Below are 25,445 nucleotides of genomic sequence, written 5' to 3'. Positions count from 1 at the left end.
CCTTATTTTCTTACCGGAGGGGAACGAGCTTTTTATATAAGATGTCCCCTCTTTTAAAACTGTTTTTTCTTTTCGGGTTTACAGCCCTGATCTGTTTTTTTCCTAATTATGTTCCGTTTTTTCGGTTTTTTTGTTTTTTTTGCCCGTTTTATAGGCTTCACGTTTTTAGAGCAATTACGGGATTTTAAACCTATCCTGCCTTATTGTCTGCTTCTTGTAAGCCTCCATGTTTTTTCAGTTTTTATAAAAACGGAAAGCAGCATAAAAGATTTGACATTTCTTATCTTAAAACTCATCTGCCTTATGCAGATAAGTTCCCTTTTTTTTAATACCACAAGCTCTCTTCAATTAAAGGAAACTCTGGAAAAAAAATTACCCCTTAGGATGTCGGTTTTATTTTCTCTTTTCTTGTTTTTCATTCCTCTTTTGTTTTCTATTTGGACAAAGCTGGATTACTCTTGGAAGGCAAGGGGAGGTAAAAAAAGCCTTTTAAAAATTTTTAAACTTTTTCCGATTTTTATTTCCGAAGCCCTTTATAAGGGGAAAAAACTTTTATATGCACTAAAAAATAGGAAACAGAGTTTTGGGTTTGAGTGAAGGATTGGAAAATTTTAAGCGTTATTTCTACATCGATAAAAAATTTACCGCATAGTTGACGGCTTAGCTCTTATTTTGTATAATTATACTCTATGAAAGTGTTATATTTAGGAGTGGAAACTTTAAGGGAAGTATCCAAACCTGTTGAAACAATAGATGAAAATATCAAAAAACTTGTGGACGAAATGTTTGTTACCGTAAAAAAAGAAAACGGAATAGGTTTAGCCGCTCCTCAAGTAGGAGAAAACATAAGACTTTTTATCGTATTTATAAACGAACAAAAATATATTTTTATAAATCCTGAAATTATCGAAACATCTCAGGAAATGTGTTTGATGGAAGAAGGCTGTTTGAGCATACCGAATGTCTATGATAATGTTATGCGTCCGTCTTCGGTAAGAGTTCAGTTTTTGGATATTGAGGGCAAAATAAAAACCATAGATGCATCAGGCCTTCTTGCCAGAGTTATTCAACACGAAAATGATCACTTAAACGGAATCCTTTTTATAGACCGTCTAAGTGAAGAAAAAAAAGCCGAGGCGATCGAAAGGTTTGAACATAAAAAGGCTCTTTCTTTAAAAAAGAGGATCCGTCTGAGATGAAAATCTTTTTTGCAGGAACCCCTTCCTGTGCCGTTCCGGCTTTAAATTTAATAGCTCGAGAATTTGACCTTTGCGGAGTCTTGACAAATCCTCCGGCTCCGGCAGGGCGGAACAAAAAGATACGGGATTCCGAAATAGCGGCTGCAGTAAAAGAGCTTATAAAAGAAGGGACCTTACCGGAAGATTTTCCTGTTTTGATGCCCCAAAAACTTGATGAAGAATTTAGAAAAGAGCTTATAACTTTAAAGCCCGATCTTTTGGTTTGTTTTGCCTACGGTAAAATTTTCGGGCCTAAGACTATGGCCGTTTTTCCGCTGGGCGGAATAAATATTCATCCCTCTCTTTTACCTAGGTGGAGGGGCTCTGCTCCCGTTCCTGCAGCTATACTGGCGGGAGATAGAGTTACCGGGATAACAATTCAAACCCTTGCTCAAAAAACGGATTCGGGAAATATTTTAGGACAGCTTGAAATTCCTTTAAACAATTCCGAAACTACCGAAAGCCTATTAGCTGATTGTTCCGGTAAGTGCTGCCCGCTTTTGCGTGATGTGCTTTCTGATTTTGAAAATAAATTAAAAACGGCAAAACCTCAAGAAGAGGCGAAAGCTCTTTATTGTTCAATGCTAAAAAAAGAAGACGGGCTTATAGATTGGTCAAAGTCAGCCCAAGAAATTGAAAGAAAAATAAGAGCCTTTACCCCATGGCCGGGCTGCTTTACCTTTAAAAAGGGTGAAAAAATAAACATAATTGAAGCCGATTTATATGATGGGGCTTCAAATGAAATGACAAAAAATAAAAAATTTGGTACAATACTGGGAACAGATAAAAAACGGGGTATTTTAGTTCAAACAGGGAATGGAATACTTGCTGTTTCGGTATTGCAAAAACAGGCTAAAAAAAAGCTTGAATGGAAAGACTTTTTAAACGGCTCATCCGATTTTTTGGACGGCGGTTTTGAAACATAAATTTTAAGATATGGATGGTGTAATCAATGGGACTCGATAATATTTCAGACAGTATAGAGGGTAACGGAAAAGTAATAGTTGTTACCTCTTTGGTAATGGTTTTGTTTTTTATCCTTATTTCCACAATAGTGTTTTTTATGTCGGTAAAAACTGCCGATCAAGTTTTGGTTCCTAATATTGAAGGCGAAAAATTTGAAGATGCGGTTCTTAAACTTCAAGTCAAAGAACTCTATCCCCGTCTTCAACTAAGATTTTCAGATAATCCTGAGGATGCCGGAAAAGTTTTAGAGCAAAGTCCTCCGGCAGGTACTATCGTTAAAGCAGGTAAAAGAATAAATATCGTTGTAAGCAGCGGTGCCGTTCTTGACAGGGTAGAAAATTATGTAGGAAAAACCATATCTGATGTACAACAGCATTTTGCTTCTCTTTTTACTGCGGGGCGAAAACAGTTAATTTCCATAAAAGAACCTATTATGTATAAAGCAAGTTCAATTCCTGCCGGCACTATCTTGGAGCAAAATCCTTCTCCTGACACTGAGATTTCGGAAGAAATTTTAATAGAGTTCATAGTGAGCAAGGGGCCTGAAAATGAAAAAGTTTCCGTTCCTAACATGGAAGGCTTTAAACTTAACGATATTTATTCTGCAATATCTCAAAATAAAATTTCGTTTACTATAAAAGCTGAAATAAATTCCGCTTTGGAAACTCCATTAGTTGTAAGCCAAAGTGAACCTGCCGATTCTTCTGTAGATGCTTATTCTCAAATAGAATTAGGTTTACAGTTTCCTGAGTCGACTGAGAAAATGATTTACGGTCTATATTCTCCTATTTTGCCGAAGTACCCTTATCCTGTAAAAGTTACGGTAGATGCCGTATATCCTGACGGAAAAAGGGCAGAGCTTATAAGTTTTAATCATCAGGGCGGAAAATGCGATATTCCTTATGGACTTCCCCAAGGAACGGTTCTTGTCCTGACTGTATTAAATAAACAGGTACAAATGTTTGAAGTAAAACAATAGCTTGTAACTAAGGTATAGCTCATATTGTTTATGAAGAGTATTCTGTAAAATAAATTATTAGAGGTCAGATAAACAGTTCGGCACAAATGGTGCCTCTCTGTTTATCTGCCGAGTTTGCCTTTCAGGCAAACGTCGCATTATTGTATGCAGTTTGTAAACAAACTGCGTGAAAAAACTTTTTTCGCAAATTGATATTTGCTGCAAAAAGTTTTTATTAGAGGTATAGAATGAATAGAAAATTTTTAAGTATTTTAAGTTTAATTATGTTTTTGCTTATTTTGGGTTCATGTAAAACAGTACCCAAAAATGATCCTAATTTTTTAGGAGATTTTTCCCCTGTAGAATTGGGAACCATTATGGCCGGAACCGTTACAAGAATAAAGGAAGAGATAAAGCCTACCGAATTTAAATTTACTTTTTTTCCACGTACAAATATTATATCGATTCAGCATAAATTTATGGTTGATAAGGTTGAAATATTTTTAGATCAGGGAGATAGGGAAATATTGATTAAGGCAATGGAAACCTATCTGTCTTCTTATAATGATAAAAATTTGAGTGCCGCTAACGCTAAGAAAAAAGCTTTTTTCGGGAAGACAAAGGTTTATATGACTTGGGGACTTTTCGGCGGAGGCGCACATGAGGCAGAACCTACATTGAGGGCTGAATATCAATTGTTATCGGAAAATCGGCCTTATTTTATCTTAGGTAATGCCAGTACAAAAGCGGTAGGAGAGAAGGATGATGCAAGCAGCCCTGCTTTAAGATTGGCTTTTTCCCCTGCTCAATGCGAGGACTTTATTGAACTTTTAAAACAAGAAAATCTTGTTAAAATTGTAGAAGATATGCAAAAAGATTTTGAACGTTTTGAGCCTTCACAAAAAACTGAAAACCAAAATACTGAAAATTCTGAAGAGGATAAGGTAAATTATGACGGTTTTTAATAAACGAAAATAAACCTGAATATAAACCGCAAGGGCTTATTTTATAAATCTTCTATTTTTCCGTCTTGATGTACGATAAAGACTCGCGGAGTATTTTTAGTAAAAAATCCGTTTTCTACTATACCGGTAATTTTATTTAAACTTTCTTCCAAGACTTTGGGATCTACGCCGGCTTCTTTCGGCCATCTTACATCGATTATAAAGTTTCCGTTGTCGGTAACAACAGGGCCCATTTTCTTTACACCTTCACGTAATACTACTTCGATGCCTTGAGCTTCAAGAATCTTAGTAATACTTAAACGTGCTTCCGGTATAATTTCTATAGGGAGGGCAAATCCTTTGCCAATGGACTTAACTTTTTTTCTTTCATCGGCAATAACAACAAATTCTTTTGAATTATATGCTATTATTTTTTCTCTAAGAAGGGCAGCTCCTCCTCCCTTGATTAAGTTTTTATCGGGATCGATTTCATCTGCTCCGTCTATAGCAAGGTCTAAGGAACCTCCTATTTTTTTTGAGCTTAAAGAATAGACAGGAATGCCTAATTTTTCACATTCGATTGAGGTTTGAAAACTTGTCGGTACGGCAAAAATTGTGCTTATTTTTTTTGACGACAATAATTGGGCTATACGGTTTACAGCCGGCAAAGCCGTCGAACCTGTTCCAAGTCCTATTTTTATTCCGTCAAAAATTTTCCCTTCGGAAAAAAGAGTGTCGATTGCATGATAGGCAACCTTTTTTTTAAGTTCCGAGATATCCATTATAAATACTCCTTTCCTGCAAAGGCTTTAAACTGATGATAGGCTTGATACTCAAGCATTTTATAGCCGTTACAAACCTGACATCCGGCCGTCCTTGCCCTTTTTAATAACTTAGTAGTTTCGGGTCTGTAAATTAACTCAAATACTTTTTCTTTTCCTGTAAAGGTATAAAAATTAAGAGGGTCTATATCTATGTCAGGCTCCATACCTGCATTTGTGGTTTGAATTATCAGTTCCGAAAAAACATAAAGCTGTTTTATATTTATCGGGTCCAATAGAGCCCATTTAAATTTATATTTTTCGGCTATATCTTTGGCTTTTTCGGCCGTACGGTTAAAGATACAGGCTTTTCCATGGAGAGAGCTTATTACTTTTGCAACAGCTCTGGCAGCTCCTCCGGCTCCTATAATAGCAACCTTATATTTGCGTAAGTCTTTTTCATTTAAGAACTCTATTAAAGCCTGCTGAAAGCCGTCAACATCGGTATTATAGCCGAACCATTTTTTGTTTTCGTTTATCAGGGTATTTACGGCGCCGACAAATTTTGAATCATCGGATATGGAATTTATTTGGGATATAATTTCTCTTTTAAAAGGAGCCGTAACCGAAAGACCTTTTATATTAAGAATATTTGCAAAGTCCAGAGCTTCCTTAGAGGATAGTGCCGATATGGGAATATAAACCGAATCAATACCTTTTCTTTTAAAACCATTATTGTGAATTTTCGGACTTAAACTTGTGTTTACATCGTTGCCTATAACTCCATAGATGCTTGTATTATTATTAATTTTTGAAAAGCCGTATAAGTCTTCTAAGGTTTCAGGATCTATGAGTTCTTTTTCAAGTTTGTTTTTCTTTATATATTCCGGAGTAAATGTATAAACAATTTGGGAATTTAATTTCTTTGATAGAATACGAGAAGTTAAACCGTAAGGGCCCATTACTGATAAGATATATTGTTCATTTTTTATCAGTTTTGAAGCTTTAAAAAGTTCTGAAACATCGCTTATGGAATTCGCAGTAAATGCCAACTTGGGAATGTCTGTTTCAAAGCGGCTTAGACCCTCTACAGTTTTTACTATATTCTTTACCGGAGTTTTGCAGTGTAAACTTCTTATAATTTTAATATCAAAGGCTCTTGCCGCTTCTTCGATTCCCGATGAGTTAAAATCGCTTTCCAAATCGATATAAGCAAAGTTTTTTATCGGGTCGGAGTTTGCATAGGCAAGACCGCGGGCAAAGATCGTCATTCTGGATCCTTCTCCCCCTGTAAAGTTTCCTCCGTCAGACTTACGCCTTACGGTTAAAATACAGGGGATTCCGGCCCGCTCCGGAAATTTTCTTAAAGAGAGTATTTCGCTTTGATTGAGATAATCTACGCGAAGTTCTGCAATATCGATAAATTTTTTATATTTTTCCAGTGCAGAAAGATTTTTTTCGATAGTTTTTTCAGTTAAAACAAGACATACCTTTGTAGACATAATCAGCTTTTTTTTCTGTCTTGTGTTACATAACTGCCTTCAAAACCCTTAATTTCTTTTATTTTTTTAAGCCAATATTCAGCCTCGGTTTTGTTCTTAAAGGGGCCGACTCTTACACGGTGAGTAAGTCCTGTAGCTGTTTCTTTGGTGAAAATTTCCGCCTTCATATGCTTTGAAGTGAGAGTATCTCTTGCCGCCTCTGCATTTAAGCGGCTTGTCAAAGAAGCTGTTTGAACCCAGTACAGTGTGGAAACCGTCTTTTGCTCAGGGCTTTTTTTGGCAACCGGTTTTTCTGCTTTTTTAGCCGTCGTGGTTTCGGCTTTAGGCTTTTGAGTTGTATTTGAGCTAAGACCTTTTACCGAAGCTACACCTGTATTTTTATTATCTGTTTTGGCAGGAGAAGCCTGAGTTTCGGTTTCGGAAGTTTGTTTACCGCTTTCTTGGTTTTTGCCGGCGTCTTGGTTTATGTTTAAATTTTCTGCGAGATTATCTGGTAAACTTGCCGTTTTTTCATCTTTTTGAGGATTCGTTAAGTCGCTTACATTTATTGAAGTTTCAGTTTTCCCCGGTTGGCCCTCACCGTTTACAACGGTTATATTGTTTGCAATATTTACAAGAGTGGGAGACTCCGATTCAAGCGGAGGAATTGAGTCGGGATTTCGTGTCCATTGAAGAGGATCAACATTTGTATCCGTTTTGTCGGCTTCTATTCTGCCTAAATCGGATACTTGTGCCGCAGTCATGGTGCTTTTATTACGGAATGGAGCATACAGGTATAAACCTACACCGAAGATAATTAAAGCAAACAATGAAATAAAAAGTACTATCCATAAAATTTTTTTCTGTTCCATAAATCAACCTCAAAAACCTCTTTTTTTCACTTCTTTCAATAGCTTTCTTTTTAAACTTGAAGAAGACCAAGAGTTCTTTACTACTATTGTATCGGCATTTAAAAAAAAGTATTGAGAAAAGAATTTCTTTTGTTTTGAAAATCTTAGCCTTATATTTTTTAAGGGAAGCCCGTCCCTTTTTTTTGCCCTTATGAGCCTTAAAATAAAAGGAGCATCTATGTACAATATAAAAAGGCATTTTTTGATAAGGCTCGTCTTGTGAAGAGTCGGAGCGTTTAAAAGAATAGGACGCTCAGGTTTTTCACTAAAGGCCTTTTTAATTTCTTCCCATATTTTTTCTTCAATTATCGGAAGAATAAAGGCTTCGTGTTTTTTTAAGAGGTCTTCATCCGAAAAGACCAAGAGGGCAAAGGCTTTTTTGTCGATGCCTTTTTCATTTTTTAAATTTATGCCTCGTTTTTCGGCCTCAGCCTGAAAGAGATTTAAAATTTCGTTTTGATTTTCTGCAAAAACTTTTCTTGAAACGGCATCGGCATCAATACAATAAAAGCCGTAGTCTTTTAAAATAGCACTTGCCGTGTTTTTACCCGAACAAGAAGGGCCTGAAAGCCCTATTAAAATCGGTTCTGAGGGTACACCAAGGCTTTGCCGACTTTGCCTGCTGTTTGAAACACTATCCATTAGTGGAACTCTCCCCAGCTCATTCCCGATTCTATGCTTACCCTTAAAGGCACCGAAAGTTTGATGACGCCTTCCATTTTTTCTTTTACGAGGGACATAACTTTTTCTCTTTCGGTTTCGGCGGCCTCTATTATAAGCTCATCATGAACCTGTAAAAGTATGGAAGCATCAAGTTTTTGTTTTTTTAAAGCCTTATCGACTTCAAGCATTGCAAGTTTTACTATATCGGCGGCTGTGCCCTGAATTGGGGTGTTTACCGCGATTCGTTCGGCTCCGGCCTTTTCCACCTTGTTTTTGCTGTTTATAGCCGGAAGGTATCGCCTTCTTCCCATTATGGTTTCTACATAGCCTCTTTGTTCGGCTTCTTGACAAACTTTAGCCATAAAGCCGGATACACCCGAATAGGTTGCAAAATAGGCCTTTATAAACTCATCGGCTCTTTTTCGGGGAATTCTTAAAGAAGAAGCGAGGCGGAATGCACTCATCCCGTACATTACGCCGAAGTTTATGGTCTTTGCTATGCGCCTCATATCCTGAGTTACATCTTTTATGTCTACAGCAAAGATTAGGCTTGCAGTCTTGGCGTGAACATCGATTCCTTTATTAAAGGCTTCTACTAGGTTTTGATCCTTTGAAAGATGGGCAAGGATTACAAGCTCAATCTGCGAATAATCTGCAGAGATAAGAACCCGCCCCTTTTCCGCCTGAAAGGCTTCCCTTATCTTCCGCCCCTCGTTTCCTCTTATGGGGATATTTTGTAAATTAGGGTCTCGGCTTGAAAGGCGGCCTGTGGCTGTTCCTGTTTGAATAAAACTTGTATGGATTCTTCCGTTTTTGTCCGTCATCTTGGGAAGGGTATCGGTGTATGTGGATTTTAACTTTGCAAGAGCTCTGTAATCTAAGATTTTTGCAGGTACGGGATCCTCCGAAGCAAGGTTTTCAAGGACTGAAGTATCCGTAGAATAGCCCGTTTTGGTTTTTTTGCTGGTGGGCAGTTTTCTTTCTTCAAATAAGACTTCTTGAAGCTGCTTAGGCGAGGCTATATTAAATTCATGGCCTACAAGCCGGTAAATATCCTTTTCACATTCTTCAAGTTCTATTCCCAATTCTTTTGAGTAGGCAGTAAGTTCTTCACCCTTTAAAAAGATACCCTTTATTTCCATCTCGGTTAAAAGTTTTGTTATGGGCATTTCAAGATCAAAGAAGAGCTTTTCCAAATTATTCTTTTTTAAGAGGGGTAAAAATTTTTTATAAAACCGGAATGTTATGTCGGCATCTTCGGCAGCATAGGGACAGGCTTCTTTTAAAGGAACATCCGAAAAGTTTTGCCTGTCCTTTACGACTTCCTTAAACCGGATGGTTTTTACATTTAAAATGCTTTCTGCAAGTTTATCCATACCGTAAGAAGAGCGGGTGGGATCCAAAAGCCATGCGGCGACCATTGTGTCAAAAAGATTTGCCGAAATGCAGTTTGCAAGTTTTGACGAAAGGGCGGCTTGAATGTCGAATTTACCGTTATGCATTATGAGGGTCATCTTTGAGTCAAATAGTTTTGTTACCGCCTTTTTTGCATCCTTAAAGGCTATTAGTTTTGGGGCTTCTTCTCCCAGTTCAGGGCAGGGAGCCTTTAAAGGAAAATAATAGGCCACTCCTTCTTTTAGGGCAATGGAGAATCCGCAGACTTCTGCATTTAGAGGATCTTCACTTGTAGTTTCACAGTCATAGGCTGCAAGCCCCTGTTTTAAGGCCTCGTCTACTATTTTAAAAAGTTCTTCCGCTTCGTCTACAAGTTTGTAATCACCCTTGTTTTGAGGAAGGGAAATTTCTTCTCCTGTTCCTAATTCTTGCGGGAGCATTTCGGGAGAAGTTTGTTCAGAATTTTCAAAAAGACCGGTTTCTTGTTTTAAGTTTTCTTTTGAAGAAGTCTCATTTTTTTCATGTTTAGACAGGGCTTTTTCGGCAATTATTTTTTCGGAATATAGTTTTGCAATATTGGGAAGCTCTTCGCTGATAAAAAGACGGGCGGCCGCCTCATAATCCATTTGCGAAGTGGAGTAGGCGTTTAAGTCTTTTTCGACGGGAACATCGAAACGGAGCCTTATGAGCTCTTTAGAAAAATAAGCCGATTCCTTTCCTTCTTCTATTTTTGTTTTTAAAGCCCCTTTTAAGTTTTTCGTATTTGAGTAAATGCCGTCGAGGGTTTTATACTCTTCAAGGAGCTTTACGGCTGTTTTCGGGCCGACCCCCTTTATGCCGGGAACATTGTCGGCACTGTCGCCTATTAGGGAAAGAAGGTCTAACATTCCGGCAGGATAAACGCCCCATTCTTCTTTTACGTTTTCGGCATCGAAGCCTTCCCAAGCCTTTATCTTCCCTGGTTTCAACATAGTCGTGGTTTTTGAAACAAGCTGCATCAAGTCCTTATCGCCTGAAATAATCACACATTCCCGATCTTCCTTTTCGGCGAGGGCGGCTATGGAAGCGATTACATCATCGGCTTCAAAACCGTTACAGCGGACTGTAGGAAGTTTAAATGTTTTTAAAATTTCTTCTATTTTGTCTATTTGAGCATGTAGGTCATCGGGCGTTTTATCCCGCGTGGCCTTGTATTCTTTGTACATCTCATGTCTAAAGGTGGGTGTAACCGAGTCGAGTGCGGTAACAAAAAGTTTAGGATTATATTCGGTAAATATGGAATGAAGGCTTTTAAAAAAGCCGAAAATGGCCGAAACGTTTTCGCCCTTAGAGTTTGTAAGAGGTCTTGAAATAAAGGCAAAGTAGGAGCGGTAAATAAGCCCGTAGGCATCCAAAACATAGATTGTATCTTTCATAAATTAAGACCTCCGTTCGGGAAAGAATTATACTATGTAAAAGCCTTTAAATGCAAGCATTAAATGCAGGCTATATTGTTATTTTTATTAGAAAAGCCCTGTAATTCTTGACTATGTGTACAATAGCATATATACTATAAATTATAAGGGAGTTTAGAAGTGATTTTTGAATGAGGTGAGATCAAAAATGAAGCTAACATAAAAAAGCATGACGGTATTTCATTCAAAATAGCTGCTCGTGTGTTTCTTGACAGTAAGCGTATAGAAAAAAAGGTAAAGGTTATAAAACAAAAATCAATGCTGTTTTACGCTCTTACGCGTTCGGCTGATTCTATATTAAAACCGTCTTCCTTTCCCAAGATTGACTTATTCCTTTTATATTGATATAATCTTGTCATATCAAAATTTAAGGGGTATCTATGCAAATAAAACGAGAAGCGGTTTGCGGAACACTCCAATCAAATGATTGCCTTGTCCGTGTTGAACCGTCCTTAAAACCGGAGGACGGTATTGAGCTTGATTTAAAAAGCTCTGTTTTAAACGAATTCGGTGCACAAATAAAAAAAATTGTGCAGGAAGTTTTGGATGAGTTTGAAGTAAAAAATGCCAAACTCTTTATCGAAGACAAGGGTGCTTTAGATTGTACGATCAAGGCCCGTGTAGAAACAGCATTGAGGCGCGCAAATGAAAAATAGAAGAAGTATGCTTTTTATGCCCGGTAATAACCCGGGAATGTTGGTATCGGCCGATATTTTAGGAGCTGATTCCATCATCTATGATTTGGAAGATGCCGTCTCACTCGATGAAAAAGATTCGGCCCGTACGCTGGTACGGAATGCTCTTTCCTTTTTAAAGTTTACCCATTCCGAAATTACTGTCAGAATAAATCCCATCGATTCCCCTTATTGGGAAAAGGACTTGGAAGCTATTATTCCGGTTCTTCCGGACGGAATCGTAATCCCTAAGGCTTCGGTCGATGCAGTTCACTCTGTCGAGCAAAAAATAAACGAGATAAAAAAGGCACATAATATCACTAAGAATTTCAGCTTTCTTATGCTGGTAGAATCCGCCCGCGGAATTATGGATGTAAATTCGATAGCCAAGGCCTCATCGCTAATTCAAGGTCTTCTTTTAGGCGGCGAAGATTATTCGGTAGATATGGGAATTCAGCGTACCCGCCTTTCAAAAGAACTGGAATATGCCCGCTTTAGTTTGACGACAGCCGCCCATGCATACGGCTTGGATTCTCTTGATACCCCCTTTACTGATGTCGAAGACTTTGAGGGACTAAGGCTCGATACGGCCTTTAGTAAGAGCATAGGATTTTCCGGCCGCTTGGTTATCAATCCCCGTCAGGTTGAAGAGATTCATAAAATATTTTCTCCTTCAGCTGCCGAAATTGAAAGAGCCCAAGCTATTTTGCAGGCGGCGGAAGAAGCCAAGCAAAAAGGCTTAGGCGTATTCAGCTTTAAAGGAAAGATGGTCGACTTACCGGTTATCAAGAGGGCTCAAGCTCTTTATGATTCTGCTAAAAACTGGGGCTTGATAAAATAAATGAGGAAAATGATATGAATAATATACTTGGAAGAGAAGGCTTGGATAATCCTTTTAAGGGAGCCTTTGTAAATAAAAAAAATGCAAAATACGATCTTACAAAAAATGTAAAACCCGTCTTCGGAAAGACCTTATCCGGTGCCCTTGATGAGCTTAAACTCCATGACGGAATGGTTATAAGTTTCCATCATCACCTTAGAAACGGCGACTATGTTCTTGACATGGTAATGAGGGAAATTAAAAAAAGAGGAATCAAAGATTTGACCGTGATGGCTTCTTCTATTTTTCCCTGCCATGAGATTTTAGTTGAACTTATGGAAGACGGAACGGTTACTCAGCTTATGACCTCCTATATGTCAGGGCCTGTTGCAAAGGCTGTAAGTTACGGTAAGTGTAAAAAGCCCGTAATTATGACGACACACGGCGGACGGCCCAGAATGATTTTAGAAAAAGAGGTTACGATAGACGCTGCCTTTTTAGCCTCGCCTTGTGTAGACGATCAAGGAAATATTTCGGGCTCCGAAGGAAGGTCATTTTGCGGTTCCTTAGGTTATGCCGTAGCCGATGCTCAAATGGCAAAAAAAACTATAGCCATTACCGATACAAGGGTTTCAAAGGTTAAAAAAGCAGACATTGAAGGCCGTTTTGTAGACATGGTGGTAGAGGTAGATAAAATAGGAGATCCTGCAGGTATTGTAAGCGGAACAACTCAGATTACAAAAGATCCGATCGGCTTAAAGATAGCCCGCGACTGCCGCACTCTTATTGAACACTCAGGTCTTTTTAAGAACGGCTTTAGTATGCAGACGGGAGCCGGCGGCATTTCCCTTGCCGTTGCAGATGAAATGCACCGAGCAATGAAAGAAAAAAACATAAAGGGAAGTTTCGGCTGCGGCGGAATTACAGGCTATTTTGTAAAGATGCTTGAAGAAGGTCTTTTTGAAGATCTTTATGATGTTCAGTGCTTTGACCTTTCGGCCGTAGATTCTACCGAAAAAAATGCAAACCATCACAAGATTTCAGCCGACCTTTATGCAAACCCTAACAATCCCGGCCATGTTGCAGGAAAGCTTGACGTCGTTATTCTCGGTGCAAGCGAAATAGATTTGGACTATAACGTAAACGTAACCACCGGTTCCGATGGGATTATATTGGGAGGTTCGGGAGGACATGCCGATACGGCAGCCGGAGCAAAACTTTCGATAATCGTTTCAAAGCTATTTAATGCCCGCATTTCTTGCCTCGTCGATAAGGTACGCACCGTAACCACTCCGGGAGAAACAATCGATGTTTTTGTTACTGACAGAGGTATTGCAATTAATCCTCGCCATGCAGATTTAATTAAAAAGCTGAAGGCGGAAACAAATCTTGAAATTAAAACCATCGAAGAATTAAAGGAAATTGCAGAATCCTTTACGGGAAAACCCCAAGTTAAGCCCCGTTCCGGCGAAGTGGTGGGAATAAGCACCTACCGTGACGGCACCGTTTTGGATGTCATAAATAAGGTTTAAGCAAAATTCTTCCTATTGACTTTTTTGTTGATTTTTGGTAAAGTTTCTTTATCAAAAATCAACTTGCCAACTTAGCTCACCCGGCAGAGCAGCACCCTCGTAACGTGCAGGTACTCGGTTCAAGTCCGAGAGTTGGCTTTTTTTTATTTCTAAATAGTTTATAATGATATTTGCCGTTCACGTAGGGATAAGAATTTAAATGGAGAAGGTATGGTAAATTCAGACAAGAAGCAGTTTCAATATGAAATACAAGACTATCAAGAAACGTGCGTAAATAATATTGTTGATATTTTTGAAGCATTGCAATGGAATAACAACTTCGTTGAAGTGCTTACAGAACACAAAAATAAACACAAATATAATTTTCCTGTGCAAGATACTAAAAACATAGATATAATGATGGAAACAGGAACGGGGAAAACCTTTACTTTTATCAAAACGATTTTTGAGCTGAACCGTCATTATGGATACAAAAAATTTATTATTCTTGTTCCTAGTGTGCCTATCCGTGAAGGAACTAAAACCAACTTAAACGACACAAAAGATTACTTCAAAAGTTTTTATGCCAATGAGAAAGAAAAAGAAATTGAAACCTTTGTTTATGAAGGCGGAAATATTTCTGCCGTTAAACAGTTTATCGGTACTGTACATTTGTCGGTTTTGGTAATGACACCAAGTTCCTTTAACAGCGAGGATAACATTTTAAATCGTCTGCTCGAAAACGAAATGAATCAACCTGAATTATTTTTATATACCGACAAACCGCCAAAATCGTATTTGGAATGCTTAAAACGCTTAAATCCAATCGTGATAATGGATGAACCTCATCGATTCCAAGGCAATGCCTTTAAGACTTATTTTGATGGTTTTAACAACTACTATTTGCGTTTTGGTGCTACATTTCCAAAGAAAAAAGATGATTTACCTTTATCAAATGTAGCTTATGTGCTGGACAGTATTTCTTCATTTCGACAGAATCTAGTTAAGAAAATCGTTGTTTATACACAAGATGTTGTTACGAATACCGATACACTCATCGGCATTGATAATAAAAAAGCTATAGTAAGTACTTTAATCAATGGAATTATAATTAGACGTGAATTAGGCATAGGTGCGGTTTTCAACGGTAAAAGTATCAAAAAAATTCTCAAAGATACTGTAATTTTGGCAGATGGCACTATCGAAAAAATTGATTATTCTTTATCGGACGAGTCATTGAAAGGAATGATTAAAGAAACAATCAAAATACATTTTGAAAAAGAAAAAATGTTATTTGAGCAGGGCATAAAAGCGCTTACACTCTTTTTTATGGGAAGTGATATCAGTTTGTTCCGTGGTGAAAATCCTAAAATCAGAAACTTTTTTGAAGAAGAATACAAAAAACAACGCAAGGAAATTATAAACAATATTGACCAATCAAGCGAGTATTATAAATACTTACAAAATGATTTTGACAGCGACAATAACCTGCTCGTTCATAAGGGATATTTTTCGGGGGATAAAGGTAACGCTGACGAAAAAATAAAAGCAGGAGTGGACGAAATCTTAAAAGATAAAAAGAAGTTGCTTTCTTTTGATAGTCCGACCCGCTTTATTTTTTCTATATGGGCTTTGCAAGAAGGTTGGGATAACCCCAATGTTTTTACTATTTGTAAACTTTCCAATCAAGGAAGCGAAATATCAAAGCTTCAACAGATTGGGCGCGGTTTACGCATTTGTGTCAATCAGAAGTTAGAGAGAGCCACACTTAAAAAGCTGAATGACGACCAAGAAGCTTTTTGGAAAGTCAATAATCTTGATGTACTGGTTTCCGGTCAAGAGCACGGTTTTGTTGAAGCAATTCAACATGAAATTTTAAGTAATTCATTTCTTATTTCCGAAACATTTACAGAGCAAGAACTCATTAAGGTTCTCAAAGAAAAATTAGGATTTGATGATGATACTATAGTTACTTTGGTTGATGATGTTTTGAAAGATAAGAAAATGATTGTCCGCAAGGCAATTATTGACGGGCATAGAGTTTATGAAAAATCCCCTGATTTTTTTGCAATTCTGAAAGATCAAAATTTACCCGAAGAACAAGAAAAAGCCCTTAAGAATTTATTTGCAACAGATACAGACTCCTATGTTCAAAAAGCGGAAAAGAAAAAAGAGAAAAAGAAAATATTTATAAAAGAAACACACCTTAAAGAATTTCAAAAGCTATGGAATACTATCAATAAAAATGCTTTTTATGTTTTGGAAACCTTGACTGAAGAACAGGAAGATCAACTGATACGGAACATTAAGGTGCAAATTGAAACTGTAAACATTGAACAAATATTGCTACAGACACTCAAGGCGGAGTTTGATGTAAATAAAATTGGAGAACAAGGTGCAATTACGGAAAAACTTGCCGATACAGTCTCGTACAAAAGTAATGTTGATTATTTGGAGTTGGTTCGCTCTTTGTCAAACAGCACAAAAACTCCTATTGCATTTGTTGTAAAAATTTTCAATGCGTTAAGCGATGATTTTAAAAATAAAATGCTTTGCAACAATCCGGAACAGGCACAAAAAGAAATTACCGAAATAATTAAGAAAAACTTAATCGCGATGCTGAAAGCAAATATAAAATACGACGGTATTAACGGCATAGGATTACCGAATATATTTAAAACTGAAACTTCTACAGGCTCAGGCTATGGAAAAACTTACTTAGATATAGGAAGTACCGGAAAATTCCAAAAAGATATTACAAATGATTTTTCTTTAAAGAACAAATGGGTCTTTGAGAAAGTAGTAGAATACGACAGTGATTTTGAATTGGAAATTGTTGAACAAGACCCGGATATTGAAGAAATTGAAATATTCGCTAAGCTGCCTAGATTAAAAATCAAAACACCTTTGGGGGACTATAATCCCGATTTTTGTTATGCAATTAAAAGTAAGGAAGGACAAAAACTCTTTCTTATTGTGGAATCTAAAGGATATAAAACGTCAGCGGAAATACCGATAGATGAAAAAGCTAAAATAGATTTTGCTAAAAAGTATTTTGAAGCATTGGCTGAGCACTATAAGAACGAAAAAATTAAAGTATCATTTAAAGAACGGATAAACAATACGCAATTAGCCGCATTAATAATGGAGAAATAAAAAATGAAGAAAGAAGATTTTATACAAGCAGGATTCACGGTTGTCGGCACAGACAATAATGAGAACAAGTTATTGCGTTTTCTAAAAGAAAACTATCCGAGTATTATAAAAGACAATGAAATAGACCTTAACGAACTAAAGGCTATTGCCTGTTTGCCGATTGACGAAAGGGTAAACGGTTACGGATTAAACTTTGTAGGCAGGAATTTTGCACGTGGAAAATACGCACAAAAGACCACAAAAGAATTACATCTCAATACACAATTAAGTAAAAATATCGACACGACTCAAAACTTAGTGCTTAAAGGTGATAATCTGGATAGCTTAAAAATACTTAAAAGTTATTACACCGGTAAGATAAAATGTATTTATATAGACCCGCCTTATAATACTAATAGTTCAACAGAGGAACTATTCATTTATCCTGACAAATTCGACAAAGAAGAGGCTGAAGTATTGGGGTTGGTAAATTTAAGCGAAGATGACTTTGCCCGTATGGATTTTAGTTTTAAAACTAAAAGGAGCCATAACGGATGGCTGAGCTTTATATATCCCCGTTTGCTTTTAGCAAGAGATTTATTAAGCAATGACGGAGTTATCTTTATAAGTATTGACGATAATGAACAGGCGAATCTAAAACTATTGTGTGATGATGTTTTTGGTGAAGAGAATTTTATCAATAATTTTATTTGGCTGACGGGAAAAGGGAAAAAAGATACATGGTCAAGGACTACAGAACAATATATTTTATGTTATGCAAAAAACAAATCACTATTACCTGCATTCTTAGAAATTCAATCAGCTCAAGGAAAATTCTCAAATCCTGATAATGATCCACGCGGCGATTGGTTTTCCGGCAGTATTTCTTTTGATGAAAAAAGGAGTAATGGAACCCGTGATACTTATTTTACTATAATATCTCCTTCAGGAGTTAAATGGACAAGGCAGTGGCAAGTAGAGACAAAAGAAGAAATGGATGAATTACTAAAAGATAATAGGATATATTTTGGACCAGCTCCGGATTATAAAAATGTCCCACGGAAAAAGATATTTACATTTGATGAAAATGAAATTATTCCGACTAACTTACTGAATAACTACGGTACAACCCTATCAGCACAAACCACATTGAATAAATTATTTAGTATGCAATCTAAGCAGAATATTTTTGATAATCCTAAACCAGTTACGCTAATTGCTCATATTATAAATATTTTAATGCAAAAAGATACTATCATCCTCGATTTCTTCGCCGGCTCAGGCACCACTGGACACGCCGTTATGCAGCTCAATGCGGAAGACGGGGGTAACCGCAAGTTTATTCTCTGTCAAATAGATGAACCTATCAAAAAAGACAAGCCTGCTTATAAGTTTTGTAAAGATAATAATCTGCCCACTGTTATTTCCAGCATTACTATAGAACGCTTGAAACGGGCAGGTGAAAAAATTGCAAAAAAAACTGAAGCAGAGAAAGATAAATCAGGTTTATTTGAAGGAGACAAAAAACAAGTGCCTGACGTTGGTTTTAAAGTTTTTGACAGTGTCGAAGCGCCGAAATTGAAACTCGACGAAAGAGGACAGATTTCAATTCTTTTTAATGATAATGACGCATTAAGCCGTATCTACAATATGATTTTCGCTGTCGGTTTAGATGAGCCGACTCAAGTTCCGCAAGAAGTAGTAAAAGATTGCATTTACAAAATAGGCAATCACTATTACATTACCAACAGTGATAAAATAAAAAAGGATGACTTTGCTGATGCCGTCAAAAAGGGCTCAACAGGGGGTAAAGTCTTTATCGACGGCTGGACGGCAAGTTTAAATGGAACTCTGCAAAACTATAAAGAAGATGTTAAGATTGTGTTTTGATACAATCATTCTCCCCTTGCTTTTATTAAGATCATCGTGTATACTTTGGAAAACAAACATTATAATGCTTAAAATTTTAAGCTGTTTTAGGGAGATTAGTATGTATGATTTAATCGTTTTGGGCGGAGGCCCGGGCGGCTATGTTGCTGCCATAAAAGCTGGAAGGGCAGGGCTAAAAACCGCTCTTATCGAAAAAAACAGGCTTGGAGGAACTTGTTTGAACAAGGGCTGTATTCCGACAAAATACCTTCTTCACACAGCCGAGGTTTTCGGAAGCTTTGCCGAAAACGATCTCGGTCTTTCAGGTGAAAACTTAAAATACGATATTAAGGCCATCTACGAGAAAAAAAATGCTGTTGTGGATAAACTTGTAGGCGGTATCGAAAAACTCATTGAAAACGCCGGAGTTGATTTTTATAATGGGGAAGGCAAAATCACTTCAAAATCTTCCGTAAGTGTAAATGGAAAAGAGCTTGAATTTAAAAACCTCATCATCGCAACGGGTTCTTCGGTTTTTGCTCCTCCGATAGCCGGAATCGAAACTGCTATGACCTCTGACGATATTTTAGGAAAAGAGCCTGTCGATTTTAAGAGCGTTATCATCATAGGCGGCGGCGTTATAGGCATTGAGTTTGCCACAGTCTATGCAAATTTAGGTAAGGAAGTAACCATCGTCGAACTCGAAAAAACAATCCTCCCTCCCTTTGACAGGGATATTGCAATGCAGCAGGCCCTTGTTCTAAAAAAGAGGGGAGTAAAGATAATAAACGGAGCCATGGTAACTAAAATAGAAAAAACCGGCTGTACCTTTACCCTTAAAGAAAAAGAAGAACACATTACAGCCGATGCCGTAATCGTCTGTATCGGCCGAATTGCCGAAATAAAGGATATCGGCCTTGATTCCGCCGGAATCGAATACGATAAACGGGGTATAATTACCGATGCCTGTATGAAGACAAATGTTGAAGGTATTTATGCTATAGGGGATGCAGTAAAAGGAAACGTAATGCTCGCCCACAATGCCGAAAATCAAGGTCATCTGGTTGTAGAAAATCTTGTAAATAACACAAAACATGAAAAACAAGATGTTATTCCTTCCTGTGTATATTCCACACCTGAGATTGCAGGAGTCGGCCTTTCGGAAAAAGAGGCTGAAGCCAAGGGAATTACCGTAAAAATCGGAAAAGTTCCTATGGGCTCAAACGGAAAGTCGGTGCTTTCAGGCTTGGATGTAGGCTTTATTAAGGTTCTATTTAATGAAGAAGACAGGATTGTAGGCTGTCAGATGATGTGCGATTCGGCTACGGATATGATAGGAGCTATCGGAACTCTTGTAACAAACAAGGCTAAAAGGGAAAATATCTTAAAATCCATGTATCCTCATCCCACGGTAGTAGAAGCCTTTTATGAAGCTGTAGAAGACGTCGAAAAATCGGCTACCCACATGATCTATAAAAAATAATTATAAGAGAGAGCCTTTCAAAACTTCAGTTTTGTAAAGGCTTTCCATGACAGCTTTGATTTTGTAATTAAAGCAATATTTTTTTATCTATTTGCTATTGCTTTTCTTTTACATCTGGTGTACAATATGGTTAATTGGGAGGCATGTTTTGAAAGAACAAAAAAGCAGTTTTAAAATGTTTTTTACAATAGGATTGCTGCTCTTAATTTTTATAGCAGCATTTGTTGTTATAAAAACTGCAGGTGCATCTGTAGAAAGAGGATTATTAAAAGTTCAAGGAATTTATGGTGTCAGCATACCGATTTCCGAAATCAGAGAGGTCAAAAAACTTGAAACTCTGCCTTCTTTAGGAGTAAGTCGGGTAAACGGCATAGGTCTGGGGCCGATTAAGATAGGCTATTTTAGATATAAGGAATTAGGTCCTGTAAAATTATGTATACTAAAAAACGAAGCTCCCTATATATTGGTTATAACCGATGAACAAAAAATTCTTATAGGCTTAGGCAAGGAAAAAAATGAAGAGCTTTATAATAAGCTGCAAGATAATTTATAATTAATAATTTGTAATCAAAAAATTACACATTATCCATTACAAATTAAAATAAATTTAGGAGGATGAGATGAAAAGAACACCCTATTATGAAACTTTGCTCGCCAAGGGCGGCAAGTTTGTTGAGTTCGGCGGATATGAAATGCCCATTCAGTTTGCCGGTATCTTAAAAGAGCATCTTGCAGTTCGCAATAATGTAGGACTTTTCGATGTTTCGCACATGGGAGAGTTTTATATTGAAGGCGACAATGCCGAAGCTGCCGTAAATGCCCTTATTACAAACGACATTCGCGGAATGGCTGACGGAGATGTACGCTACACCCTTATGTGTAACGAAAAGGGCGGAATTGTAGATGACTTCCTTGTTTACCGTTATAATCAAAAGAAATTCCTTTTGGTTGTAAATGCCGGAAACCACGACAAGGACTATGACTGGGTAAAAAAACACTTGGATAAGAGTGTTACCTTTACTGACCGCTCTTCTGAAATTGCCCAGCTTGCAATTCAAGGGCCTAATGCTCCTGCTGTGGTAAAAAAGTTTATTGATCCTTCAGCAATACCTCCGGCTTACTACACATTTAAGACATTCCAGTGCCCCAAGGGAGAGGTAATAGTTTCTCAGACAGGTTATACAGGAGAAGACGGATACGAAATCTACTGTCCCAAAGAATGGGCTCTCGAGCTTTTCAATCAAGTTATGAAAGCCGGAGAAGAATTCGGAATAGAGCTTTGCGGTTTAGGCTGCCGGGATACATTGCGTCTTGAAGCCGGAATGCCCTTGTACGGCCATGAAATGACCGAAGACACCTTGGCAACCGAAGTAACCTTAAAACCCTTTATCAAGCTCGAAAAAGAAGACTTTATCGGTAAAAAAGCTCTTGAAACCAATGAAGCCAAAAAAATCAGAAAAGGCTTTAAGATGATTGACAGGGGTATTGCCCGAGATCATGACAAGGTTTTCTTGGGCGATAAGGAAATCGGTTATGTTACAACTGGAACTTCATCTCCTTCACTAAAGGTCGGTATCGGACACATGAGAATTGACCGAGGCATTAAAGACGAAGAAGTCTTTATTGAAGTACGCGGTAAAAAACTCAAGGCTAAAGTCGTACCCACAAGCTTTTTAAAGGAAATTAAGGGCAATTAAAAAGTTTTGTAAGTTTTTTAAAAAACTTAAAAATAAAATATAGGAGTTAGATATGGAAATTAAAGAAGATGTAAAATACTTGGAATCACACGAATGGTTCAAGAAAGAAGGAAACATCGGTATTGTCGGAATCAGCGATTATGCTCAAGGTGAAATGGGAGATGTCGTATTCGTTGAGCTTCCTGAAGTAGGCGATGAAGTTACAGCCGATAAAGCCTGTGCTACAGTAGAATCGGTAAAAGCCGTTTTTGAAATCATCAGCCCCATGACAGGAAAAGTCGTTGAAATAAACGAAGAGCTCTTGGATGCTCCCGAAAAAATCAATGAGGACGCTTTCGGTTCATGGTTCTTTAAGGTAGAACTTAAAGGGGAATCTTCAAAATTAATGGATGCAGGTGCATACAAGGGCCTCTGCAAGTAAGTAATTTTTCTTCTTTGTAAAAGCGGCAAAAAAATTGTTGAACCGATTTAATTTGCCGCCTTTCAGATGTTAAAATTAAATTAGGAGGGTCGATAAACGGCTCGGCAGAAATTCAGCCTCACCGTTTATCTGCCGAGTTTGCCTTTTAGGCAAACATCGCATTATTATATGCAGTTTTGCAAGCAAAACTGCATGAAAAAACTTTTTTCGGAAACTGATGTTTCCTGCAAAAAGTTTTTATGGGAGAATTTATGTCAAATTATATTCCTCACTCCGCTGAGGAAACAAAAGAGATGCTTGATCTCATCGGCGTAAAATCGATTGATGATTTATACGGTTTTGACAGCAAGGACTGTAAAACAGTCGATGTAGGCGAGGGGAAAACTCAAGCAGAAGTTGAAAAGTTTTTTCAAAATTTAAGCAGTGAAAACACTGTTTTTAAATCGATATTACGAGGTGCAGGTGCTTATAACCACTATGCTCCTGCAGCTGTAAGGCACATGGCTTCCAGAGAAGAGTTTTTGACTGCCTATACACCTTATCAGCCCGAAATGAATCAGGGCGAACTTCAGGCAGGTTTTGAATATCAGTCAATGATTTGTGAGCTTACCGGAATGGATGTTTCCAATGCCAGCGTTTATGACGGAGGCACGGCAGTAGCAGATGCTATAGTTATGTCCTTAGGACGAAAACAAAACAAGGTTTTGATTTCGGAATGTGTTGAGCCAAGTTCAATTCAAATTGCTAAAACCTATCTAAAGCACAGCGGTGTAGAATTCGTAATGATTCCAAAAGACGGCTATAAAACCGATATTTCAAAGATTAAGGGCCTTTTGGATGAAAGTGTCGGAGCAGTAGTTATGCAGCAACCGAACCGTTTCGGTACAATCGAAGACTGCGAAGCTGTCGGTAAACTTGTAGAAGGCACTAAAACTCAGTTTGTAATGAGCTGCAATCCTATTTCTTTGGCAATCTTAAAAACACCGAAAGAATGCGGTGCTTCGATAGCCTTAGGCGAAGGTCAGGCTTTAGGACTTCCTTTAGGTGCAGGCGGCCCCTATCTCGGCTTCCTTTCTACAATCGAAGCCAATATGCGAAAAATCCCGGGAAGAATCATCGGTCAATCAACAGACCATGACGGCAGAAGAGCCTTTGTTCTAACTCTTCAAGCCCGTGAACAGCATATCAGGCGCGAAAAAGCCAGCTCCAGTATCTGTTCTAACCAGGCTCTTTGTGCATTAAGAGCTTCTATGTTTATGACAGCCTACGGAAAGGAAGGTTTAAAAACCGTTGCAAATGTTTCCGTAAGCAATGCACATTATCTTGCAGATGAGCTTAAAAAGATCGGCTTAACCGTAAAAAATAACGGAGAATTCTTTCATGAATTCGTAACTGACGGAAAAGGAAAGGCCGATGCAATTCTTTCAAATCTTGAAAAAAACGGCATTTTAGGCGGTTTAAAGATTTGTGATGATGCCATTCTTTGGTGTGCAACCGATGTTCTTTGCAAATGCGACCTTGATAAGGCCGTAAAAATCATTAAGGAGGTATTGTAATGAGCGAATTGATTTTTGAAAAATCCGTAAAGGGTCATAAATTTGCCGAAGCAAAATTGACAGTACCCGAATATAAGCTTGATTCAAAATATTTAAGAGCAAGCGATGCAAAACTTCCTGAAGTTTCGGAACTTGAATTTGTACGCCACTATATGGAATTGAGCAAGCGTACTCACGGTGTAGATAACGGTTTCTATCCCTTAGGTTCTTGTACGATGAAGTACAATCCCAAACTCAACGAAGAAGTTGCGGCTCTTCCGAACTTTACCAATATTCACCCATTGCAGCCTGAACATACAATGAAAGGTTGTATCGAGGCTATGGGCGATTTAGGTAAAAAACTCGGTGAAATTACCGGAATGGATGCTTTCTCCCTCCAGCCATCAGCAGGTGCTCACGGAGAGTTCACAGCCCTTTTGGTAATCAGAGCCTATCACGAAAAACGCGGCGACCATGCCCGAAACAAGATTTTGGTTCCCGATTCGGCACACGGTACAAACCCTGCCAGTGCCGCAATGGTCGGATGCGAAATCGTAAACATTCCTTCCGATAAGGACGGAAACGTAGATATCGAAGAATTAAAAAAGACTGTAGGAAACGATACTGCTGCCCTCATGCTTACAAACCCGAACACCCTCGGTCTCTTTGAAACCCATATCAAAGAAATTGCCGAAATCGTTCACAAAGCAGGCGGCTTATTGTATTATGACGGTGCTAACCTTAATGCAATTATGGGAAGACTCAGACCCGGAGATATGGGCTATGATATAGTTCACCTTAACTTGCATAAGACCTTTTCGACTCCTCACGGAGGCGGAGGTCCCGGAAGCGGCCCAATCGGTTGTAAAAAAATCCTTGAAGAATTCTTACCTGTTCCCGTAGTTACAGGATCGGACGGAAGCTATAAGCTCGATTATAACCGCCCGGATTCAATCGGAAGGGTTAGAAACTTTTACGGAAACTTCCTTGTCTTCTTGCGTGCCTATGCCTATATTCTTACACTCGGAAGCGAGGGTATAAGGGAAAGCTCAGGCTATGCCGTATTAAATGCAAACTATCTAAAGAAAAAACTTGAAAAAGAATTCGATGTTGCATTTGACAGAACCTGTATGCACGAATTTGTTCTTACTCTTGAAAAGATTAAGGAAGAAACCGGTGTAAGCGCCCTTGACATAGCTAAGGGCTTAATCGATGACGGTATCCATCCGCCGACGATGTACTTCCCGCTCATCGTACACGAAGCCTTGATGTTTGAGCCTACGGAAACGGAAAGCAAGTCCACCTTGGACTTTACTGCCGAAGTTATGATCAAACTCAAAAAAGAAGCTTATTCAAATCCCGAAAAGCTTCACGGCTATCCCTATACACGCCCCATCGGACGAGTAGACGAAACAAAGGCTGCCCGTGAACCTGTTTTAAGGTACAAGGCTTGCTGCTGCTGTAAATAAACAGCTTTAAACGCCCCCTCTAAAGACTGATGTTTTTAGAGGGGGATTTTTGAAAGCTAT

Annotated in this window: 20 protein-coding genes, 1 tRNA gene and 3 pseudogenes; 19 read left to right on the top strand and 5 right to left on the bottom strand. The window is 38.1% G+C overall.

Annotated features, from left to right (window positions below):
- Positions 1-41: 41 nt before the first annotated feature.
- The 5 genes and pseudogenes from JO40_RS11000 to JO40_RS10980 all read left to right on the top strand — a co-directional run bounded on the left by JO40_RS11000 (position 42) and on the right by JO40_RS10980 (position 4,127).
- Positions 42-597, top strand: a pseudogene (locus JO40_RS11000) (hypothetical protein).
- 92 nt (positions 598-689) lie between these two features.
- Entirely contained in the window at positions 690-1,199 is a 510-nt protein-coding gene (def, locus tag JO40_RS10995) for a peptide deformylase (protein WP_044979374.1), read from the top strand.
- The gene (gene fmt, locus JO40_RS10990; protein ID WP_044979373.1) at positions 1,196-2,164 is read left to right on the top strand and encodes a methionyl-tRNA formyltransferase; all 969 of its coding nucleotides are present in this window, start codon (positions 1,196-1,198) and stop codon (positions 2,162-2,164) included. The genes def and fmt overlap by 4 nt, the downstream gene beginning before the upstream one ends.
- Positions 2,165-2,190: 26 nt before the next feature.
- Positions 2,191-3,183 carry a PASTA domain-containing protein gene (locus tag JO40_RS10985; protein WP_044979372.1) on the top strand — a complete coding sequence of 331 codons (993 nt, stop codon included), beginning with the start codon at positions 2,191-2,193 and terminating at the stop codon, positions 3,181-3,183.
- A gap of 227 nt (positions 3,184-3,410) precedes the next feature.
- Complete coding sequence (locus JO40_RS10980; protein WP_044979371.1) at positions 3,411-4,127, top strand: hypothetical protein; 717 nt, start codon at positions 3,411-3,413, stop codon at positions 4,125-4,127.
- Between the two features lie 41 nt (positions 4,128-4,168).
- Here the strand turns inward: JO40_RS10980 and rpiA are convergent, their stop codons facing one another.
- From rpiA to polA, 5 genes are read right to left on the bottom strand one after another with little or no spacing between them, the layout of a single operon-like run.
- Positions 4,169-4,888 (bottom strand): ribose-5-phosphate isomerase RpiA, encoded by a 720-nt coding sequence (gene rpiA / locus JO40_RS10975; protein ID WP_044979370.1) that lies wholly within the window; start codon positions 4,886-4,888, stop codon positions 4,169-4,171.
- The gene (locus JO40_RS10970; protein WP_044979369.1) at positions 4,888-6,369 is read right to left on the bottom strand and encodes a type I 3-dehydroquinate dehydratase; all 1,482 of its coding nucleotides are present in this window, start codon (positions 6,367-6,369) and stop codon (positions 4,888-4,890) included. Before JO40_RS10970 ends, rpiA begins: the two co-directional genes overlap by 1 nt.
- 2 nt (positions 6,370-6,371) lie before the next feature.
- Entirely contained in the window at positions 6,372-7,220 is an 849-nt protein-coding gene (locus JO40_RS10965) for an SPOR domain-containing protein (RefSeq protein ID WP_044979368.1), read from the bottom strand.
- Between the two features lie 9 nt (positions 7,221-7,229).
- Entirely contained in the window at positions 7,230-7,901 is a 672-nt protein-coding gene (gene coaE / locus JO40_RS10960; RefSeq protein WP_044979367.1) for a dephospho-CoA kinase, read from the bottom strand.
- Positions 7,901-10,732, bottom strand: coding sequence for a DNA polymerase I (gene polA / locus JO40_RS10955; protein WP_044979366.1), 2,832 nt, complete (start codon positions 10,730-10,732; stop codon positions 7,901-7,903). The genes coaE and polA overlap by 1 nt, the downstream gene beginning before the upstream one ends.
- A 180-nt stretch (positions 10,733-10,912) precedes the next feature.
- On the opposite strand from polA, the pseudogene JO40_RS15375 reads away from it, so the two are divergent.
- The 14 genes and pseudogenes from JO40_RS15375 to gcvPB all read left to right on the top strand — a co-directional run.
- Positions 10,913-11,002, top strand: a pseudogene (locus JO40_RS15375) (BrnT family toxin); the annotation flags it as partial.
- A gap of 14 nt (positions 11,003-11,016) precedes the next feature.
- Positions 11,017-11,061, top strand: a pseudogene (locus tag JO40_RS15370) (hypothetical protein); the annotation flags it as partial.
- 90 nt (positions 11,062-11,151) lie between these two features.
- Positions 11,152-11,427: a citrate lyase acyl carrier protein gene (citD, locus tag JO40_RS10950; protein ID WP_044979365.1), complete on the top strand. Its 276-nt coding sequence runs from the start codon at positions 11,152-11,154 to the stop codon at positions 11,425-11,427.
- On the top strand, positions 11,417-12,286 hold the full coding sequence (locus tag JO40_RS10945) for an HpcH/HpaI aldolase/citrate lyase family protein (RefSeq protein ID WP_044979364.1): 870 nt from the start codon (positions 11,417-11,419) through the stop codon (positions 12,284-12,286). The genes citD and JO40_RS10945 overlap by 11 nt, the downstream gene beginning before the upstream one ends.
- Before the next feature lie 14 nt (positions 12,287-12,300).
- Positions 12,301-13,797, top strand: coding sequence for a citrate lyase subunit alpha (gene citF, locus JO40_RS10940; RefSeq protein ID WP_044979363.1), 1,497 nt, complete (start codon positions 12,301-12,303; stop codon positions 13,795-13,797).
- A 65-nt stretch (positions 13,798-13,862) separates the two neighbouring features.
- A tRNA-Thr gene (locus tag JO40_RS10935) sits at positions 13,863-13,935 on the top strand.
- A 72-nt stretch (positions 13,936-14,007) separates the two neighbouring features.
- On the top strand, positions 14,008-16,932 hold the full coding sequence (locus JO40_RS10930; protein WP_044979362.1) for a restriction endonuclease: 2,925 nt from the start codon (positions 14,008-14,010) through the stop codon (positions 16,930-16,932).
- Between the two features lie 3 nt (positions 16,933-16,935).
- Entirely contained in the window at positions 16,936-18,801 is a 1,866-nt protein-coding gene (locus JO40_RS10925) for a site-specific DNA-methyltransferase (RefSeq protein ID WP_044979361.1), read from the top strand.
- 100 nt (positions 18,802-18,901) lie between these two features.
- Entirely contained in the window at positions 18,902-20,263 is a 1,362-nt protein-coding gene (gene lpdA / locus JO40_RS10920) for a dihydrolipoyl dehydrogenase (protein WP_044979360.1), read from the top strand.
- Positions 20,264-20,411: 148 nt separating this feature from the next.
- On the top strand, positions 20,412-20,816 hold the full coding sequence (locus tag JO40_RS10915) for a PH domain-containing protein (protein ID WP_044979359.1): 405 nt from the start codon (positions 20,412-20,414) through the stop codon (positions 20,814-20,816).
- A 67-nt stretch (positions 20,817-20,883) separates the two neighbouring features.
- The gene (gcvT, locus tag JO40_RS10910) at positions 20,884-21,960 is read left to right on the top strand and encodes a glycine cleavage system aminomethyltransferase GcvT (protein WP_044979358.1); all 1,077 of its coding nucleotides are present in this window, start codon (positions 20,884-20,886) and stop codon (positions 21,958-21,960) included.
- A gap of 52 nt (positions 21,961-22,012) precedes the next feature.
- Entirely contained in the window at positions 22,013-22,381 is a 369-nt protein-coding gene (gene gcvH / locus JO40_RS10905; protein ID WP_044979357.1) for a glycine cleavage system protein GcvH, read from the top strand.
- Between the two features lie 251 nt (positions 22,382-22,632).
- Positions 22,633-23,937, top strand: a complete 1,305-nt coding sequence (gene gcvPA / locus JO40_RS10900) for an aminomethyl-transferring glycine dehydrogenase subunit GcvPA (protein ID WP_044979356.1) — start codon at positions 22,633-22,635, stop codon at positions 23,935-23,937.
- Positions 23,937-25,385: an aminomethyl-transferring glycine dehydrogenase subunit GcvPB gene (gene gcvPB / locus JO40_RS10895; protein ID WP_044979355.1), complete on the top strand. Its 1,449-nt coding sequence runs from the start codon at positions 23,937-23,939 to the stop codon at positions 25,383-25,385. Before gcvPA ends, gcvPB begins: the two co-directional genes overlap by 1 nt.
- Positions 25,386-25,445: the final 60 nt, after the last annotated feature.

The sequence above is a fragment of the Treponema putidum genome (assembly GCF_000755145.1).
GTDB classification, from domain to species: Bacteria; Spirochaetota; Spirochaetia; order Treponematales; family Treponemataceae; genus Treponema_B; species Treponema_B putidum.
The sequence above is the reverse complement of the archived record's forward strand: the minus strand, read 5'-3'. Positions and strand labels throughout refer to the sequence as shown.